The 20,451-nt window shown below is 59.8% G+C and carries 10 protein-coding genes and 2 pseudogenes; 8 read left to right on the forward strand and 4 right to left on the reverse strand.

The window, feature by feature from the left end:
• Positions 1 to 6,677, forward strand: a pseudogene (locus FPT12_RS27435) (LapA family giant adhesin); the annotation flags it as partial.
• A gap of 149 nt (positions 6,678 to 6,826) precedes the next feature.
• Positions 6,827 to 7,165: a tryptophan synthase subunit beta gene (locus FPT12_RS27440; protein ID WP_145022734.1), complete on the forward strand. Its 339-nt coding sequence runs from the start codon at positions 6,827 to 6,829 to the stop codon at positions 7,163 to 7,165.
• Positions 7,166 to 7,256: 91 nt separating this feature from the next.
• Here the strand turns inward: FPT12_RS27440 and lapD are convergent, their stop codons facing one another.
• Entirely contained in the window at positions 7,257 to 9,203 is a 1,947-nt protein-coding gene (gene lapD / locus FPT12_RS27445) for a cyclic di-GMP receptor LapD (protein WP_145022737.1), read from the reverse strand.
• Positions 9,204 to 9,217: 14 nt separating this feature from the next.
• Positions 9,218 to 9,910: a cysteine protease LapG gene (lapG, locus tag FPT12_RS27450; protein WP_145022740.1), complete on the reverse strand. Its 693-nt coding sequence runs from the start codon at positions 9,908 to 9,910 to the stop codon at positions 9,218 to 9,220.
• A gap of 272 nt (positions 9,911 to 10,182) precedes the next feature.
• On the opposite strand from lapG, the gene FPT12_RS27455 reads away from it, so the two are divergent.
• The 6 genes from FPT12_RS27455 to FPT12_RS27480 all read left to right on the forward strand — a co-directional run bounded on the left by FPT12_RS27455 (position 10,183) and on the right by FPT12_RS27480 (position 18,072).
• A complete protein-coding gene (locus tag FPT12_RS27455; RefSeq protein ID WP_145022743.1) occupies positions 10,183 to 10,893 on the forward strand; it encodes a GntR family transcriptional regulator in 711 nt (236 codons plus the stop codon).
• Positions 10,890 to 11,660 carry a thioesterase II family protein gene (locus FPT12_RS27460; protein WP_256676878.1) on the forward strand — a complete coding sequence of 257 codons (771 nt, stop codon included), beginning with the start codon at positions 10,890 to 10,892 and terminating at the stop codon, positions 11,658 to 11,660. The genes FPT12_RS27455 and FPT12_RS27460 overlap by 4 nt, the downstream gene beginning before the upstream one ends.
• Before the next feature lie 736 nt (positions 11,661 to 12,396).
• On the forward strand, positions 12,397 to 13,173 hold the full coding sequence (locus FPT12_RS27465; protein ID WP_145022746.1) for a DUF3050 domain-containing protein: 777 nt from the start codon (positions 12,397 to 12,399) through the stop codon (positions 13,171 to 13,173).
• Positions 13,170 to 14,099: a diiron oxygenase gene (locus FPT12_RS27470; RefSeq protein ID WP_145022749.1), complete on the forward strand. Its 930-nt coding sequence runs from the start codon at positions 13,170 to 13,172 to the stop codon at positions 14,097 to 14,099. Before FPT12_RS27465 ends, FPT12_RS27470 begins: the two co-directional genes overlap by 4 nt.
• A 14-nt stretch (positions 14,100 to 14,113) precedes the next feature.
• Entirely contained in the window at positions 14,114 to 17,575 is a 3,462-nt protein-coding gene (locus FPT12_RS27475; protein WP_145022751.1) for a non-ribosomal peptide synthetase, read from the forward strand.
• A 29-nt stretch (positions 17,576 to 17,604) separates the two neighbouring features.
• On the forward strand, positions 17,605 to 18,072 hold the full coding sequence (locus tag FPT12_RS27480) for an SRPBCC family protein (protein WP_054594981.1): 468 nt from the start codon (positions 17,605 to 17,607) through the stop codon (positions 18,070 to 18,072).
• A 71-nt stretch (positions 18,073 to 18,143) separates the two neighbouring features.
• Here FPT12_RS27480 and FPT12_RS28475 read toward each other — a convergent pair whose 3' ends face one another.
• Positions 18,144 to 18,929, reverse strand: coding sequence for a methyl-accepting chemotaxis protein (locus tag FPT12_RS28475; protein ID WP_371917687.1), 786 nt, complete (start codon positions 18,927 to 18,929; stop codon positions 18,144 to 18,146).
• 69 nt (positions 18,930 to 18,998) lie between these two features.
• Positions 18,999 to 20,024: pseudogene (locus FPT12_RS28480) on the reverse strand (cache domain-containing protein); the annotation flags it as partial.
• Positions 20,025 to 20,451 lie beyond the last annotated feature (427 nt).

Below are 20,451 nucleotides of genomic sequence, written 5' to 3' on the forward strand. Positions count from 1 at the left end.
GTGGCCAGATCACCTACACCGCGACGCTGACCAATCCGGCCGGCACCGCGATGACCGTCACGTTGTCGAACGGTGCCGTGATCAATATCGAGGCCGGCAAAACCACTGGTTCGGTGGTGGTCGATACCCCGGCGAATGACGTTTACAAAAACGGCAGCACCGTCAGCACCACCATCGAGAGCACCACCGGTGGCAACTTCGAGCAGTTGACCCCGAGCACCACCCCGGCCGTTACCACGATCACCGACTCGATCGATACCACCAACCTGACGTTGAGCGCGACCAACTCGGTGGCCGAAGGTGGCCACATCACCTACACCGCGACCCTGACCAACGCCGCCGGCACGCCAGTGACCGTGACCCTGAGCAACGGCGCCGTCATCAACATCGACGCCGGCAAAACCACCGGTTCCGTGGTGGTCGACGCACCAAAAGACGACGTCTACCTCGACGCCGGCAAGGTCCAGGCAGCGATCACGACCGCCACCGGCGGTAACTTCGAGAACCTGGTCACCAGCAGCACACCTGCAGTCACCAACGTCACCGACACCATCGACACCTCGACGGTGAAACTGACCGCAACTGACTCGGCAGCCGAAGGCGGCACTGTCACCTACACCGCCACCGTCAGCGCGCCAGTCACCGGTTCGGCAGTGATCGTGACGTTGGCCAACGGCCAGACCATCACCATCCCGGTCGGCCAGTCCAGCGGCACCGCGACCGCCACCGCGCCGAACGACGCGCTGGTCGGCCACACCCCGCTGACCAACGCGATTACCAATGTCAGCGGCGGCAACTACGAAAACCTGGTCGCCGACAAAACCCCGGTCAGCACCACCGTGACCGACACCGTCGACACCACCAACCTGACGTTGAGCGCGACCAACTCGGTGGCTGAAGGTGGTCACATTACCTACACCGCGACCCTGACCAATGCGGCCGGCACGCCAGTGACCGTCACCTTGAGCAACGGCGCCGTCATCAACATCGACGCCGGCAAAACCACCGGTTCCGTGGTGGTCGACGCACCAAAAGACGACGTCTACCTCGACGCCGGCAAAGTCCAGGCAGCGATCACGACCGCCACCGGCGGCAATTTCGAAAATCTGGTCACCGATAAAACCGCTGCGGTCACCAACGTCACCGACACCATTGACACCTCGACGGTGAAACTGACCGCGACTGACTCGGCAGCCGAAGGCGGCACCGTCACCTACACCGCCACCGTCAGCGCGCCGGTCACCGGTTCGGCAGTAATCGTGACGTTGGCCAACGGCCAGACCATCACCATCCCGGTCGGCCAGTCCAGCGGCACCGCGACCAGCACAGCGCCGAACGACGCGCTGGTCGGTCACACCCCGCTGACCAACGCCATTACCAACGTCAGCGGCGGCAACTACGAAAACCTGGTCGCCGACAAAACCCCGGTCAGCACCACCGTGACCGACACCGTCGACACCACCAACCTGACGTTGAGCGCAACCGGGTCGGTGGCCGAAGGTGGCCACATCACCTACACCGCGACCCTGACCAACGCCGCCGGCACGCCAGTGACCGTCACCTTGAGCAACGGCGCCGTGATCAACATCGACGCCGGCAAAACCACCGGATCCGTGGTGGTCGATGCACCAAAAGACGACGTCTACCTCGACGCCGGCAAGGTCCAGGCGACGATCGCAACGGCGACCGGCGGCAATTTCGAAAATCTGGTCACCGATAAAACCGCTGCGGTCACCAACGTCACCGACACCATCGACACCTCGACGGTGAAACTGACCGCAACTGACTCGGCAGCCGAAGGCGGCACTGTCACCTACACCGCCACCGTCAGCGCGCCGGTCACCGGTTCGGCAGTAATCGTGACTCTCGCCAACGGCCAGACCATCACTATCCCGGTCGGCCAGTCCAGCGGCACCGCGACCAGCACAGCGCCGAACGACGCGCTGGTCGGTCACACTCCGCTGACCAACGCGATTAGCAATGTCAGCGGCGGCAACTACGAAAACCTGGTCGCCGACAAAACCCCGGTCAGCACCACCGTGACCGACACCGTCGACACCACCAACCTGACGTTGAGCGCGACCAACTCGGTGGCTGAAGGCGGCCACATCACCTACACCGCGACCCTGACCAACGCCGCCGGCACGCCAGTGACCGTCACCTTGAGCAACGGCGCCGTCATCAACATCGACGCCGGCAAAACCACCGGTTCCGTGGTGGTCGACGCACCAAAAGACGACGTCTACCTCGACGCCGGCAAAGTCCAGGCAGCGATCACGACCGCCACCGGCGGCAATTTCGAAAATCTGGTCACCGATAAAACCGCTGCGGTCACCAACGTCACCGACACCATCGACACCTCGACGGTGAAACTGACCGCAACTGACTCGGCAGCCGAAGGCGGCACTGTCACCTACACCGCCACCGTCAGCGCGCCGGTCACCGGTTCGGCAGTGATCGTGACGTTGGCCAACGGCCAGACCATCACCATCCCGGTCGGCCAGTCCAGCGGCACCGCGACCGCCACCGCGCCGAACGACGCGCTGGTCGGCCACACTCCGCTGACCAACGCGATTACCAATGTCAGCGGCGGCAACTACGAAAATCTGGTCGCCGACAAAACCCCGGTCAGCACCACCGTGACCGACACCGTCGACACCACCAACCTGACGTTGAGCGCAACCGGGTCGGTGGCCGAAGGTGGCCACATCACCTACACCGCGACCCTGACCAACGCCGCCGGCACGCCAGTGACCGTCACCTTGAGCAACGGCGCCGTGATCAACATCGACGCCGGCAAAACCACCGGATCCGTGGTGGTCGATGCACCAAAAGACGACGTCTACCTCGACGCCGGCAAGGTCCAGGCAGCGATCACGACCGCCACCGGCGGTAACTTCGAGAACCTGGTCACCGATAAAACGGCTGCCGTGACCAGCGTCACCGACACCATCGATAAAACCGAAGTCAGCATCAGCGGCAGCAGTCAGGTCACCGAAGGCCAGACCGCCAGCTACACCGTGACCCTGACGCACCCGGCGCAAACCGATGTGACGCTGAAGATCGTCTACAGCGGCACGGCCACCGACGGCTCGGACTTTACCGGTGTGTACACGGTGAAAATCCCGGCGGGCGCCAGCAGCGCTAGCTTCAACATCGCGACCATCGACGACAAGATCACCGAGCCTACCGAAAACTTGGTGGTCAAGATCGACTCGGCCAGCGGTGGCAACTTCGAAAACCTGGTGGTCAGCAGCACCAATGGCAGCGTCAGCACGTCGATCATCGACAACGATGCTCCGCCCGTCATCGACCTGGACGCCAACAACTCCAGCGGCGCGACCGGTGCCAATTACAACGTCACCTTCACCGAAGGCACCAGCGGCCCGGGCGTATCGATTGGCGACACCGACCTCACGATCACCGACCCGGACAGCACCATGCTGACCGGCGCCACCATCGTGTTGACCAACCGTCAGCCGGGCGACTCGCTGAACCTGGGCAACAGCGTCAACGGCATCAGCATCAACGCCAACAGCAAGGATGGTTCGATCACCCTGACACTGTCCGGCAATGCAACGCTGGCCGACTACATGCAACAGATCAAAAACATCACCTTCACCAACAACAGTGAAGACCCGAGCACCACGCCGCGGACCATCACCGTGACGGTGACCGACGGCAGCAATTACTCCAACGTCGCCACCACCACCGTCAATGTGGTCGCGGTCAACGATGCTCCGGTCGCTACCGGCGGTGCGGTCACCGGCACTGAAGACACTCCGCTGATCCTCGGCTGGTCGAATTTCGGTGTGAGCGATGTCGACAGTCCTGCCGCCAGCCTGGGCGTGAAAATCACCCAGCTGCCAGGCGACGGCAAGTTGCAGTACCTGGACGGTTCGACCTGGAAAGACGTGGCCAACAACCAGACTTTCAGCAAGACCGACATCGACGCAGGCAAGCTGCGCTTCATGCCTGATGCCAACGAATCCGGCGCCAATGGCTACGGCGGCACCGGCGTGGGCAACCAACAGGCGGATTACGCACGGATCCAGTTCCAGCCAACCGACGGCCAACTGCTGGGTAGCACCGGCACGCTGAAAGTCGATATCACTCCCGTTGCCGATGCGCCAACACTCAGCGTCGCCGACAACAATGTGAATTCGACAGGCCTGATCAAGGAGGTCTGGACTGGTCTGGCCGGTCTCGGCACTAGCGGTAGTGGCGCGCCAGCTGAAACCCTGAAATCCGTGATCGATGCTGCCGGTACTCCGAACAGTAGCGGTACCGTGAGCAACGTGCAGTCCGACAGCAACGTTGCAGCCGGCACAGCATCTAAAACTTCCGGGCTGATCTACCTCGAAGCCGGCAAGACCTACAGCTTCAGCGGTACGGGTGATGACAGCCTGTTGGTGACCATCGGCGGCAAAAACGTCGCGGCCACCACGTGGGGCGCGGGCGGCCAGTTGAGCGGCTCGTTCACCCCGACCACCAACGGCTACTACACCCTGGACATCTACCACCACAACCAAAATGGCCCGGGCAGCTACGACGTCAACCTGTCGGTCAATGGCACCCCGGCGATCGACCTGAGCAGCGCCGGCGTGCCGATCTACACGGGTGTCGCTGATCTGGTCAACGCCGGTGTGACGGTTTCCGACCTGCACGGCAGCAATGGCGAAGGCTACTACGACGGTTACAAACTCAATACAGGCGGTGAGGGCGGCAGTGTTCATCTGTCGACAATCACCACCGCACTGACCGACACCGACGGCTCCGAAAGCCTGAGCGTGAAGATTGGCGGCATGCCGGCCGGTTCCGTGCTCAGCGATGGCGCAGGTCATACCTTCACCACCAGTGCGACCAGCGGGGATGCGAACGTCACCGGCTGGAACCTCGGCACCCTGACGGTCACCCCGCCGTCGTACTACAACGGCTCGTTCACCCTGACCGTCACGTCGACCTCCACCGAATCCCTCGGCGGTTCGGCGCCAAGCACTGCGCAGATCCCGGTCACGGTTTTCCCGGCGGTGTACAACTCGATTACTGGCACTTCGGGGGATGACAATGTCGTCGGCACTAACGGTAACGACATCATGGTTGCCGACATCGGCGGGCTGACCGTGGTGCCAGGCACCAACTACAACATCGCGTTCATGGTCGACAGCTCAGGCAGCATGAGTGCCTCATCGATCAGTTCGGCCAAAGACTCGCTGACATCCGTGTTCAACACCCTCAAGAACAGCTTGGGCGCCAGTACTTCGGGTACGGTGAACGTCTTCCTCGCGGACTTCGATACCCAGGTCAACAAGCAGGTTGCGGTCAACCTGAACGACCCGAATGCCCTGACCCTGCTCAAGTCGGTACTGGACTCGATGGTCTCCGGCGGCGGCACCAACTACGAAGACGTGTTCAAGACCACGGCCAACTTCTTCCAGAGCAGCATGGCCACCGGTAACAGCAACGCGACCAACCTGACGTATTTCATTACCGACGGAAAGCCAACGTACTACCAGTCCGGCGAACAGACCAACCCGTCGTTGTACAACGGTGGCGCGAAGCTCGATGACGTCGTCACGACGGCCAATTACAAGTTGGGGGATACGTTCTCCAAATCCCTGGACAACACCCATTCCCTCTCCATCGGCACCGATGGTTCCATGACGTTGCAGACCAACACGGGTGGTAACCACTGGACCAGCACAGTCCTGGGCATGCTCCACGCTCAAGGCGATGGCACTTATGAGCTGTCGAACCTGGCAGGTACGGGCTACAACGCCGATAGCAGTACAACCAGCAACGCCAACGACAGCTTCGCGTTGCTCGGCAAGTTGTCTCAAGTCGAGGCCATCGGCCTGAACAACGATATCAGCCTCAACGACCTGAAACCCTTCGACACCGACGGCAAACCGCAGACCAACATCGACCCGGCCAACCTGGCCAACTCGATCATCGGTCACACCGAAGCGACCATGCCAGGCAACGACACGGTCAATGGCGGCGACGGCAACGACATCCTGTTCGGCGACCTGGTGAGCTTCAACGGCATTGCCGGTGAGGGCTACCAGGCCATGCAGGCCTTCGTGGCCCAGCAGACCGGCGTGGATGTCAGCAAAGTCACCGTCAGCAACGTGCACCAGTACATCACCGAGCACTACAACACGTTCGATGTGTCCGGCGCTCATGACGGTAATGACTCGCTGCTGGGCGGTGCCGGTAACGACATCCTCTTCGGCCAGGGTGGCAACGACATTCTCGACGGCGGCAAGGGCAATGACATCCTGCTGGGCGGCACGGGTAACGACACACTGATTGGCGGTCAGGGCAACGACATCCTGATTGGCGGATCGGGTGCCGACACCTTCGTCTGGAAGGCCGGCGACACCGGTAACGATGTGATCAAGGACTTCAAGGCCAGCGAAGGCGACCGGATCGACCTGCATGATCTGTTGCAGGGCGAAAGCGGCAGCACCATCGACAACTTCCTGAAAATCACCACGGTTGAAGGTGTGTCGACGTTGCAGGTCAGCTCCGAAGGCAAACTCAACGCAGCCGGCGGCGTGGCCAACGCTGACGTGACGATCAAACTGGAAGGCAATAACTGGTCCGGTCAGAGCATCAACTCGCTGATCGCCGGTAGCGACCCGACCATCAAGATCGACCACAACAACACCTGATCAAGCCCCTGACGGCCGCTCGTAATGAGCGGTCGTCACGTTGCTGTCAGTCGCCAGCGGGTGACGATTTCATCGTGGCACCGCATACTCGTACGCGTTGACCTATCCTGCTGACAGCACGACACGGGTTCATTCATGAGGGATTTTCGATGTTCTACGTGCAACGCGATGCGCAAGGCCAGTTGGTGCGCGTGGAGGCTACGGCTTACGCGGAGGCTACGGAAACGCTGTCCTCCGATCACCATGAAATCCAGGCCTGGTACGCCAACGAAGTGATGGAGATCAGCCTCAAGCAGCTCAAGCAAAGCGACCTGGAGATGATCCGGGTACTCGACGACCTGATTCAGGTGCTGACCAGCAAAGGGGTGATTCGCGTCACCGACCTTCCAGCGGCCGCGCAAGCCAAACTGATGGACCGGACCCAGGCTCGTGAAGCGCTGGGTGGTTTGAGTCATCTGATTGATGAAGATGAAAGCGGGTTGATCTGACCCCCACAACGCCGCTCGTTCCCACGCTCCCGCGTGGGGACGCCTCAATGGACGCTCTGCATGTGACGCAGAGCGTGGGAACGATCAAGCCCTACTGCCAAGGCTTCGGTTCACCAAACAACTGCCCTTGCACGCCGTACACACCCATCTCGCGAATCACCCGTAACTCCCCTTCAGTCTCCACTCGCTCGGCAATCAGCGGCAGATCGATACTGTGGGCGGCGCGCTGGATGGCTTCGATGAACAGACGCTTATCGCTTTCCTGATCAATGGCACGGATGTAACTGCCATCGATTTTCAGATAGGCCAGCCCCAGCCGCGCCAGGTTGCCGATCATGCTGAAGCGACCGCCAAAGCGCTGCAGGCTCAGGGAGAAGCCCAGCTCACGCAAACGATGAGTCAGTTGTTCGAGCACGGCCTGATCGGGTAATTGCTCTTCACCAATCTCCAGAGTCAAGCGTGGGCCCAGACTGGAATGCTCGCGCAGGATGTCGAAGACTTTGTTCAGCGCTTGCGGATCCGCCAGGGTGGCAGCGGACAGGTTCAGCGCCAGCGAGTCTTCATGGCCGGTCATCTGCACCAATACCCGCTCCAGCATCAAGCGGTCCAGTCGCGCGGTCCAGCCAAAACGCTCCAGCCACGGCAGGAAACGCCCGGCAGGGATGGTCTGGCCCTGCTCATCGAGCAAGCGCGAGAGCACTTTGTAATGCAGCACCAACTGCGTGTCCTGACTGGCCACGACCGGTTGGAAGTACAACTCGAATCGCTGCTGATTCAGCGCCTGATCGAGCAAGGTATGCCAAGCATGGTGATCGTCGCCAACAATGGCCGCTGCGCTGTGATCCAGGCACGCCCAGTTCATCTCACCCTCGGCTTCCGCCTGTGACAACGCCTGATCCGCCAGGCTCAATACCGCCTGCGGCGTGTCACCATGGGCAAACGGCGCCAGCCCGATCGACGCCACCGACGCCACGTCGGTCGCCCCGGTCGCGTGCAGACTGGCCAGCGCGCTGTCCAGACTCTGCGCCAGTTGCAGCGCCTCTTCGCGCACCAGACCAGGCGCCAGCACGGCAAATTCACCACCGCGAATACGCGTCACAAGGTTCTGGGTTTCCGGGAATCTGGCGCACTCACGCGATAATTGTTCACCGACCGCCTGCAGCAACTGGTCGGTGCGTTGACCGCCCAGACGCTGGTTCAAACCGGCCAGGTCCTTGACCCGCAACAGCAACAGATAACCCGAGCTGGCCTGCTCCGGGTTGCTCACCCGGGCATTCAACTGCATCTCGAAATAACGCCGGTTAGCCAATCCCGTCAGGTTGTCCTGATAGGACTCGACCCGCAGTTTTTCACTGCGCTCAGCCTGCTCCTGAAACAACGCCTTGAGTTTCTCGACCATCTGGTTCATCGCCTGCACCACGCGCCGCAGTTCCGGAGTACGCGGCAGCTCGGGCAGGCTGAGAAACTCGCGACGGGCAATGGCGTGGGATTGCTTGACCATGTAATCCAGCGGTTTCAATTGTCGACGCAGCAACAGTGCGCCGAGTACCGCGCTTAACGCGCCGCAGATCAGCAACCAGCCCAGACTGCCCAGAGCGCTCTGCCAGAGCTTGGCCACGGCGAACATCGGGTGGCTGATCACCTCGACCCTGGCTGCCTGCTCCCAGCCACGGCTGACCAGCGCATCACCGCCAGCAGGTTCCAGAGCGATCAATTTGACGAACCAGCCAGGCACGCTGCTGATTTCTGGAATTCCACTGCGCTCGACGATGGCCTTGTCGGTTTTGAGATCGACAACACGAATACTCGCGTAATAACCGCTGTCGAAGATTGAGCTGACCATCAGCTCGACCATCGCCGGGTCGTCGATGTTCGGCGTCAGCGACAGCGCCAGCGCGGTCGCAGCGTCCTGCGCGTGGGAGCGCAACTGATTGACGTACTGGGTCCGCGAACTCTCCAGACCGACCATGAAGCTGCCACTGAAGGCGACGACCAGGAACAGACAGATAGCGATCAACAGTTGTTTGAACAAAGACATCTAAGCGCGTGCTCCTAGTGAGTCGTCTCGACCGGAAATCCTTCGGCCTGCATTTTCTTCAACACATCCTGCCAACGGGACAGACGCTTGGTGTCACCGATTTTCTTGTTGCCCTTGGCGCCCGGCAACCAAAGCCCTTCGGCATTGAAGGAGTAGACCGGCAGCAAATCGGTGCGCTGGCTGGCCGGCTGGATCGCATCCATCAGGCTGTCGAGCACCAGCGGCATGGCGTCCGGGCTTGAATAGTAGGTCAAGACCATGTGCGCGCGATTCTGACGCAGGGCCTTGACGTAGGTGATGCGCAATTTGTCACTGGAAACCCCAAGATGGCGCAGGCTGAAATACTTGGCGATCGCGTAGTCCTCACAATCGCCAGCGCCTTTCCACAAGGCTTCGATCGGTGTCGCCCAGTAGTCCTCGACGTGCCACAGGTCGATGTCTTCCACGTAACGCATCTGCTTGTTGAAGAACAGGTTGACCACATTGAGCTGTTCCAGCTCAGGGGTTTGCTTCTGTGTCGCCAGCAGGTGCTGCCAGGCATCGATTCGTTGTTTGCCTTCACCCAACGGCCCGTACAATGTTTCGGCCCGGCGGCTGATCAGCGAAAAATCCCAATCAGCATGCAGACCGCCCAGCAAGACGCCGGCAATCAGCAGTGCTGAACACAACCAGCGCAGGGTCCGAGGGAGAGCGAAACGTGCCTGCAATGCAGTGAGTCCAAAGGGCGGTTGGAAATCGATGGATGGTGAAGCCTTGATCGATAAAAGACAATGGCACGGTGCAATCACCGCGCACACGCTAAACTTGGGGGAAGCGCACGCAGTTGAAAAGATCGTAGCCTGTGATGCTGTGTTCAGTAGCAAAGCCAGTGACATAAAACTGACGGAAACAGATTTTTTTGCCGGTTTGACAACCTGCCAGGCAGTCACTACTGTACATTGGATCCAATATTTTCATATTTTAATCAGGGTGCGTTGTCGTGACACAGAAGCCCAACCCTTTAAGCACTATCCCGGTCAGCGGCCCTATCCCCGCTCACCTTGCGCGATCGGTGATCGAAGAAACCCTGCGCTCGGCGATTCTCGACGGCCGCTTGCCTTGCGGCACCGCGCTGCGCCAGCAAGACCTGGCCGACCTGTTTGGCGTCAGCCGCATGCCCGTGCGCGAAGCCTTGCGCCAGCTCGAGGCGCAATCGCTGCTCCATGTTGTCGCACACAAAGGCGCGGTTGTCGCGCCATTGGTCGAAGGTGACGCCGCCGAAACCTATGCCCTGCGTATCCTGCTGGAGTCCGAGGCCCTGCGCCTGTCGATCCCGCTGCTCGACGACGAAGATTTTGCCGAGGCCGAGCGTTATATCGACGACCTCGAAACACAGACCGATTATGCCGAGATCGGCAGGCTTAACCGTTTGTTCCACATGACGCTGTACCGCAAGGCGCCCAACCGTAGGCTCCTCTGCCTGGTGGAAGGCGGTCTGTGGGAAGAGGAACGCTTTCTGCGCTTCAACCTTGAAGCCATGGGGCTCGGCAAGCTGTCCCAGGAAGATCACCGTGACCTGCTGCGAGCCGCGCAAGCCCGAGACATCGCGCTAACCGTGACAAAGCTTCAGCACCACCTGAACCGGGGTGTCGAGGTCATCACGCGTTACCTGAATAGCCTTGAACCTCAGGGCAAGAAATCATCGACGTGAATCGCACAAGAAAAGCCGTGCACACCCGGAACACTCCATGGCTGAGCGTGATCAGCGCCAGCCAGACGACGGACGTCAGGCTGATCTGCTTCGGCGAAGCTGGTGCCGACCCCGAGCAGTTCCGCAACTGGACGCAAGCACTGAACGAGCACATTGAACTGCTCGCGTTCAGGCTTCCCGGCCATGACAATCCGCAGAACCGGACGCGCTACGAACAATGGCCACCGCTGCTGGTCGACGCCTTTGCGGCGCTACAACCTTACTTGTCCGAACCCCATGCGCTGTTTGGCCATGGCCTGGGCGCAATTCTGGCCTACGAGCTGGCCAAGTTGAGTGAAACCCACTGCCCTGGGCAAACCCGTCACCTGTTCATTTCCGGTTGCCGCAGCCCGGATACCCGCCCCGCCTCTGCGCCACTGCACAGCCTGCCGAACATCCGGCACAGTTATGCACCCTCCAGCCCGGGCGCACTTATCGATGCAACAGCCAGCGATCAACTCGCCGCCTTCGAAGCACTGATACACAGTGACGTGAAACTGCTCGAATCCTGGGCCGACCCTTCCAGTCGCAGCCTGCACATCCCGATGACTGCTTTCTACGGCAGCGACGATCCGCTGGCCCCCCTTGAAAGCATGGTCAATTGGCGCGAATTCACTCGCCGTGAATTCGAACTGATAGAAATGACCGGTAATCATTTTTTCACCACCACTCAGCGCCATCGTCTGCTGCAGATCATCAACACCCATCTGGGCCTGCTCAGCGAGTAAGCGCCTGACGCCTGTGCCATGAGGCACAGGCTCTCGAGATGCGCTGGCGACACCAATCCCTTCTTCCCTCCCTGAAAACCCCTGCCCCTCCCTGCGCCAGTGATAGCAGTACTGGCTTTTTGGGCTCACTCTTGGTTTGCCGACTAAAAAAGGACGAGCGGCGTGTAAATCTGCCTGCACAGCCCTCGCGTGATGGACGAACAAAAGGAGGCTTGCCAAAGGACGGGAAGAGATGGGGCCGTGCCCACCTCCTGCCTACCACATCAAAAAAACATCAACTCCCCAGATACAAAGTTGCTCCGAGTGAGGCATTCACTCATTTAAATTCTGACTTATATAAGCCGGAAGGAACAACTTCATCCCAATAAAACTTAATCCAAAAGTTTTATCGAAACTTGTCGCGCCCAAAAAAATGCACTTGACAAATAATATAAAAAACACTTGCCCGTTACTTGTTTCATGTATTAATTTTTCTCCGCCGACAACTTCAAGTTCCAGCGTACTTGTCGGCGCGGTCAATGCCAGGGTCTGTAAGACTCATCTCGGCATCTGACCGCCAAGCACCATCGACGCACGCAACGCCTTGCCTGGTAAGGTCCGCCAACGCCATGAACTGCATCAACGTTTGTTTGAGGTACTTGTTCGCCTATTAAAAAGATCAGGCCGCACCGTGTTTGAACTCGCCCAATAAGCCTCTGCCAATCGTACAACTTAACTCACAACTCATAGGTCCCTCATGAAACCCAATAAAGCACTTCTCGACCAAAAAAAAGCAGCGCTGAGCGCTCACCCTATCTTTGCCGAGATTCATTCACTGTCGATACTTCAACGCTTTATGGAAACCCATGTATTTGCTGTATGGGACTTCATGTCGCTGACCAAACGCCTGCAACAGGAACTCACGTGCGTGCAGCTGCCCTGGCTGCCGCCCCAAGACCCTCACGCCGCGCGCCTGATCAACGAAATCGTCCTTGGCGAAGAGTCCGATGACCGGCTCGATCACGGTCACTACAGCCATTTCGAGTTGTACCTGGACGCGATGCGCGAAATCGGCGCCAGCACGGCGGCCGTGGAGCGCTTCGTCGCCCTGCAAAAGGAAGGCGTGAGCTACGACGTCGCCCTGCAAAGCGTGGACGTCGACCCGGCCGCATCGAACTTCGTCCGGCACACCTTGCACACCGCGCTGTATGCGCCGGGGCACAGCGTTGCCGCGGCGTTTTTGCATGGCCGTGAAAGCGTCATTCCGCAGATGTTCCAGCGCATTCTCGACGATTGGGGAATAGGTATCGAACAGGCGCCGACCTTTCGTTACTACCTGCAGCGGCATATCGAAGTCGACTCCGAAGACCACGGCCCCGCCGCCGAAACACTCCTGGCACGCTTGATCGACGGCGATCCGCAACGGCAGGAAGACGTCTACGCCGCGGCCATCGCCGCCGTGGAAAGCCGTATCGCACTGTGGGACGGCTTGCGCCTGAGCATGCGTGAATCAGTCGCCGAGGTGAGTGCATGAACGCCGCCGACTACCAATCCTTCGCCGACACCTGGGAAAACCGCGCGACCATCCGTACACGTCCGCGGCGCATGGTCGAAAACGACGACAAACTGATCTATCCCCTGAGCCGCCAACCGCTGGTGCTGAGTGAAACCTTTGTCCGCGAATGCCCGGAGCAACGCGACTTTGCACTGGTGCAGACGCTCTACAAGTTCATCAACGACGTGGTGATTTTCGAAACCGAGATCGTCGACAAGACCGCCCGCAGCATCGCCAAGAATCGCTTCGCCGTGCCCTTCCCGTTCGCCTGTCGCTATGACGCCATGACCGTGGTGGTGGATGAGGATTACCACGCGCTGGTGGCGATGGACTTCATGCAGCAGACCGTGGCCATGACCGGCATCACACCGATCGAACTGCCGCGTGAAATCGAGCTGAGCCGGGCGATTCCCGCAGCGTTGGCGCTGGCACCGGAACATCTGCGCAGCGCCGTGGAGCTGATCTGCGTGGCCATCGCGGAAAGCACCGTGACCAACGACGTCGCGGCATTCGCCAAAGACAACACGGTCAAGCAATCGATCAAGGGCCTGATGGCTGACCACTTGCTCGACGAAGGCCGCCACTCGGGGTTCTGGTCACGGCTGGTGCGGATCTATTGGCATTCGGCGAACGAAGACGACCGCCAACTGATTGCGAAAATTCTGCCGGTATTCATCGCTCACTACCTGACTAACGACATTCAGAAATCGTTCGATTTCCGGTTGATCGAGCACCTGCACATCAGCGATGCCGCCAAGGCCGCACTCAAGAGCGAAGTGGCAGGCCTGGCCTTCCCGATCAATCGCCACCACCCGCTGGTCGCCAACATCGTGCGGTTTTTCCGCAGCAGTTCGCTGCTCGATTCACCGTGCGTGCAAGACGCCCTGAGCGATTACCTGATCTAGCCGAGGAGAACATCATGAGACGTCTCGACATTCTGCTCATCGGTCAAAGCCAGGCCTTGAATGAGCTGGCGCTGGAGCTGGAACAACACGGCCATACGCTGACGCGATTGAGCGACAGTCACACCCTGAACGAACAATCAGTCGGTAACGCCGAGCTGCTGATCGACGATGGCAGCCTGGTCATCCCGGCGCAACAACCGCGCGACCTGGATGAGCGTGCACAACTGAGCGTGCGCCTGGGCCTGGGTCCTAAAGACGCCAGCGGCCTGCCACCCATCGATGTGCTGTGCAGCTACACATCGAGTGGCGACCAAAGACTGATCGCTCGCGTCCCCGTCGCCGACGAACCTTCGGGCAATGGCCAGGCGTTACGCCTGAAAGTCATCGCCGAACTGGTCGATCGTGTCGCGCTTGAAGTCAGTCGTTTTTCCCGCGATGCCGACTACTTCATACACGCTGCAACGGCCACGCCCGGTCGTCATGAACATGAAGAGAGTTTGCTCGCACTGGAAAGTCTGGCCTACGCCCATCGACTTAATCTCACCGAGCAAGCACCGTTGCTGCAACTCGGGCAAATCCCGATGATCGAGCGGCTCGAACAGAGCTTCAAAACCTTCCGTGAACGCCCGGCGCTGCATATTGCCGGTGAGGTGCTCAGCTATAGGGACTTGCACACCCAAAGCCTGGCAATCCAACAACGGCTGCTGCCATTGATCGAGCAGTACCGGGCGGTTGAGGGACCGGTGGTGGTAGGCATTTGCCTGCCGAAATCCAGTGCATTGTTCGCCGGCATTCTGGCGATCCTCGGCAGTGGCGCGGTGTACCTGCCACTCGAACCCAGCCATCCGCTGCAACGTCAGCAGTACATCCTGGAGAACGCTGGCGCCGTGCTGTTGTTGCACGATGGCCAGCACCCGCTGAGCGACGAGATGCCCGGGCTCGACATCACTGGCATCGACGCCCGCAAGGCGAACCTCGGCTTGCCGTTGATGCGCCTGCGTCCCGGCAGCCAGGCGCCGTGCATGGCGCTCTACACGTCGGGCACCACCGGTCATCCCAAAGGCGTGTTGCTCAGCCAGAACAATCTCGGGCACTTCACCGCGTGGTATGCCGATTACGTCGGGCTGACGGAACAGAGTCGGGTATTGCAGTTTTCATCGCTGAGTTTCGACTCCTCGTTGATCGATATTTTCCCGGCGCTGATCCAGGGCGCCGAGCTGATCGTACCCAACGACGACCAGCGTCGTGACCCGCTGCAACTGGTCGAGTTGATCCGTCATCATCAGCTCAGCCACGCGTTTTTGCCGCCAGCGTTGTTGAGCATTCTGCCGTTGGATCAGTTACGCGACCTTGCACATGTGATGACCGGTGGCGACGTCTGCGAACCCCATGTGATCAAGCAACTGACCCAGCAGGGCAAGCTCTACAACCTGTATGGCCCGACCGAAGCCACGGTGCTGATCACCGCCCGACAACTGCAGGTCGGTGACAGCAACCGTAGCCTCGGGGCACCGATTGCCAACAGCCAGGTGCTGATCCTCGACGAGGATTTTCAGCCCGTGGTCGAGCAGACCGTCGGTGAGCTGTACATCGTCGGTCCGGGGGTGTGCCTGGGCTATTTGAACAACCCGCAGCAGACCGCCGAGCGCTACCTGCAATTGCCCTTGCCGGGCGGCCAAAGTTTGCGTGCCTATCGCACCGGCGATATGGCGAAGTGGACCGCCGACGGCATCGAGCTCTGTGGACGGCGAGACAATCAGGTGAAGATCCGCGGCTATCGGGTCGAGCCGGAGGAGATCGAGCGCTGCCTGCGCGACAGCCAGTTGTTCCGCCAGGTGGCCGTAGTGATCGACAGTCATCGACGGATTCTGGCGTTCCTCGCACAACCCCAGGAAGACCAGCCAGGCGTAGCGCGCGAAGCGCTGAAAGCTCACGCCCAGCAGTTCTTGCCGGACTACATGCAGCCCATCGCCTGGACTGAGTTGGCGAACATGCCTTTTGCCAGCAACGGTAAAGTCGATCGCCGGGCGCTGCTGGCGATGCCGGTCAGTGTCCTCGAAAACCTTCAGCGTCGGTTACCCGAGTCCACCGACGAGGCGCAACTGCTGGAGCTCTGGGCCGATCTGCTGGAGTTGCCGGCAGGCGACATTTCCACCGACGAAAACTTCTTCAATCTGGGCGGGCACTCGATCCTGTTGTCGCGCATGTTGCTGCAAATACGCGAACAGTTCGGACGCAGTATCTCGATCAACCGCTTCATCGAAGTCCCGACCATCGCCAGGCTGGCCACGCTGGTCAGAGGTTCTGCCGGCGAAGAAGTACTCAGCGAAAAAGCCCTGGCCGATGCCTTCCGTGAGCTCGATGTACAGCCTTTGCCGGTCAGCCGAATGGGCGATGTGCACAAGGTCATCGTTACCGGTGCCAACAGCTTCGTCGGCGTGCATATCGTCGAAGCGCTGCTGGCCTGGGGCGCCAGCGAAGTCGCGTGCCTGGTGCGTGACGGCGCCGGGCAAAGCGCTGCGCAGCGCTTTGCCGAATCACTGCGTGAGAACCGCCTGGAGCACCTGGACCTGACTCGGGTGCAGGTTTACGCAGCGGACATCACGCAACCGGCACTGGGCCTGACGCCGGAGGTATATGAGCGACTGGATCGGGAGTTCGGCGCGTTGGTGCACAACGCCGCCAACGTCAACCATGTGCTCGATTACGAGTCGTTGGCCCGGGATAACGTCGAGCCGATTTTCGAGTGCTTACGACTCTGTGAAGGGCGCAGCAAGAAGATCTTCAATTTCGTCTCCACGCTGTCGGCCTCCAGCACCATCGACGCCGACGGCCGAGTGCTCGAACAACCCGCCGCGCAGACCCCGCCGATCTATATCAAGAACGGCTACAACCTGTCCAAATGGGTCGGCGAACGGATCCTCGAGCGCGCTCGCGAGCGAGGGGTGCGGGTCAACCTCTACCGGCCAGGTAACATCAGTTTCAACAGCCTCACCGGCGTCTGCCAGCCGCACAAGAACCGTCTGATGCTGATGCTCAAAGGCTCGATCCAGCTCGGCCAGGTGCCGGAGTTCGCGCTGAACTTCGACTTGATGCCGGTGGACTTCCTCGCTCGCTTTATCGCCTTTCACGCCAGCCGTTATCAGCCCGAACAGGCGGTGTTCAACCTGCACAACCCCGAACCGCTGAGTTGGGACGCCTATGTCGCTTCGTTCCGCGAGGCCGGCCGCGAGTTTCAAATGGTCAGCGTCGCCGACTGGCAACAGCAACTGGGTCGGGTCGACAGCGATAACGCGTTGTTTGGCGTTCTGGGTTTCTACCTCAACGGCTTCGAAGAGGATATCGGCGACATCTCGATGATCGGCCACGCCAATGCCCAGGCCGGTGTGCAGCAAATGGGCACGCACTACCCGCAAAAGTCTCCGGCGCTGCTGCGTCGCGGCTGCGACTACCTGAAAGAAATCAACTTCATCTGATTCACCACCCGTAGAAATGGAGCAAGACCATGAGCACTCTGCAACCCGATACCCTGATCAAAAACCCGCACGGCTGCCACGTTGTGTCGTCGGTGGAAATACCCGCCGAGGCGTCGCGGGTCTGGGAAGTAGTCGGCAACTTCGCCGGCTTCGACAAGTTCATCCCGGCGCTGTCGCACATCGAGATGACCGGCGAGGGCGTGTCGTCGCTGCGCAAGAAGTTCTTCAAGGACGGGAATCTGGTCGTCGAACAACTCAACTCCCGCGACGATCAGGCGCTGAGCATGACTTGGACTACCGTTTACAACACCTTGGGCGTTGGTCAGTTGTGGGCCGCCATGAGCGTCGAGCCCCTGAGCGCCGGCAAGTCCCGCGCAACCTGGACCATCATCGCTGAACCCGCCCAGGGCGGTGCGGAAGCGATGCCGGGGTTCAAGGACTTCGTGCAGGGGTTTGCCGATGACTCGATGAGTAATGCGCGCAATCTGTTTGCGTAGGGGATTTTCGCCATAAAAAAACGCGATGAGTCAGACCGACTTCATCGCGTTTTTTGCATCCATGCAACGGTTTAAATCTTGAAGCTATCCACCAGTTGCTTCAGGCGGTTGGCCTGCAGCGACAAGGCATCGCAATCCTTCAATGTTTCGTTGAGGTTGGCCACACCCTGCTGGTTCAGCAGGTTGATCTGATTGATGTCACCGTTAAGGGTTTCCACCACTGCCGTCTGCTCTTCCGTTGCGGCCGCCACCGACTGGTTCATGCCGTCGATTTCGGTGATCCGCTGGGTCACGCTGATCAACCGCGCACCGGCCTGATTCGCCACTTCGACGCTTTCCTCACTGGATACCTGGCTGGCATTCATGGTCGATACCGCTTCACGCGAGCCGACCTGCAACGAGGTGATCATCTTGTGAATCTCTTCCGCCGACTCCTGAGTGCGGTGGGCCAGGTTGCGCACTTCGTCCGCCACCACCGCGAAACCGCGCCCTGCTTCACCCGCCCGCGCCGCTTCGATGGCCGCGTTGAGGGCCAGCAAGTTGGTCTGCTGCGAAATGCCTTTAATCACGTCGAGGATGTGCCCGATGTTGTCGGTGCTGGCGTTCAGGGTTTCAATCTGAGTGCACGACAAGCTGATCTTTTGCGACAACTCGGTCATCGCCAGAATGGTTTGCTCCACCACCTGTCGACCGTCGTCAGCCTGCTCACTGGCACCGCTGGCGTGTTGCGAAGCGTCCGCTGCGTTACGGGCAATCTCCTGAGTGGCTGCACCCAGTTGGTTGATCGCGGCCGCCACGCTATTGGTCCGTGCGCTTTGCTCATCGGAGCCGATGATCGAAGCATTCGACGACGCCATGACCCGTTGTGACAGGTCATGTACCTGGCGCGTGGCCGACGACACTTCGGAAATCGACGCGTGAATCCGCTCCACGAACTGGTTGAAGGCACCGCCCAACTCACCGAACTCGTCTTTGCTTTCCACCGCCAGACGGCGAGTCAAATCGCCTTCGCCTTGAGCGATGTCCTGCATCGCACGGCCCATGGTGGTCAGTGGACGCATCAGCACTTGAATCAACAGACTCAGCAGCACGGCAATTGCAGTCACCGCGATGAACATCGCAATCAGTGCCGACGTGCGGAATTTGCTCAGTGGCGCATAAGCCTTGTCCCTGTCGATCGTCAGGCCGATGTACCACTCAGCATTCGGCAAGCCGGTAACCGGGGTAAAGGACAGAATGCGCGCCTGCTTGTTCAGGAGCACTTCCTGATTCCCCCGCTCGATGCGTACGTTCGAGCCTGGGTAGATGTCCTTGAGGTTCTTCATCACCTGGTCTTTGTCCGGACTGACGATCACCTGACCGTCGGCACTGACCAGGAAGGCATGACCGATACCGCCGAAGTCCACCGAGTTGATGATCTTCACCAGGGTTTCCAGACTCAGATCGCCGCCGACGACGCCAAGCAGTTCACCGTTCTTCCTCACCGGCATGGCGATCGTCACCACCAGCCCGCCAACAGCGGCCATGTAGGGTGGCGTGAGCATGGTTTTGTCGGCAGCTACGGCCTGCTTGTACCAAGGGCGCTGACGTGGATCGTAACCATCGGGCATTCTGGTGTCAGGACGTTGGGTAAACACGCCATTGGACTGACCGACGTAGGTGAACTGGAAGTTCGAGGTGAAGGCCGGCTGGTCGACCAACCCGGCAAAGTCTGCGTTGGCACCTTGGTGCGCGACGTTCTGGGCGAGGTTTTCCAGTACCAGGATTCGCCCACTCAGCCAGTTCTGGACGCTGCTGGCCGTCAGATCGCCGGCTTGCTGGACGGAAGAGTCGAGGTTTTGCTGGATGGTATTGCGCTGCAGGTAGTCGTTGTACAAAGTGAACAACGCAAAAGCCAGAACCACTACGCCTGAAGCGGCCAAAAGGATTTTATGGCTGAACTTGAGATTCATTTCATGGGACTTCTTATGCAAGGAGTGGGGATGCGTTCCGGGTGCAACATTCCATGTGACGCCGTAGACCGTTCTAAGGCGGCTCTACTTTGGTGCACGCATGTCTCACCAGTCTTTCGGCACAGATCCGAGAAAACTTAGGCTTTTATGCAAAAACGCACGGCTTTCCCTGCATGAACCCGCTAAATGGCGTGCTAGAGCTTTCAACCTACGTTTTTTTGATGACGCTTGATCATGCAGCACAGGCGCTCTGCACCAATCACCGCGCAGGAGGGCGAGGCGGCAGGGTCTTCGCGGGGAGCTTGAAGCTTTTAGCGGCCTCTAAAATGACAAAACCCCTGTCTGCTTACGCAGACAGGGGTTTCGGAATTCAATCTTGACGATGACCTACTCTCACATGGGGAAACCCCACACTACCATCGGCGAT

Origin of the sequence: Pseudomonas sp. H3(2019) (assembly GCF_007713465.1) — a bacterium.
Taxonomy (GTDB): Bacteria; Pseudomonadota; Gammaproteobacteria; order Pseudomonadales; family Pseudomonadaceae; genus Aquipseudomonas.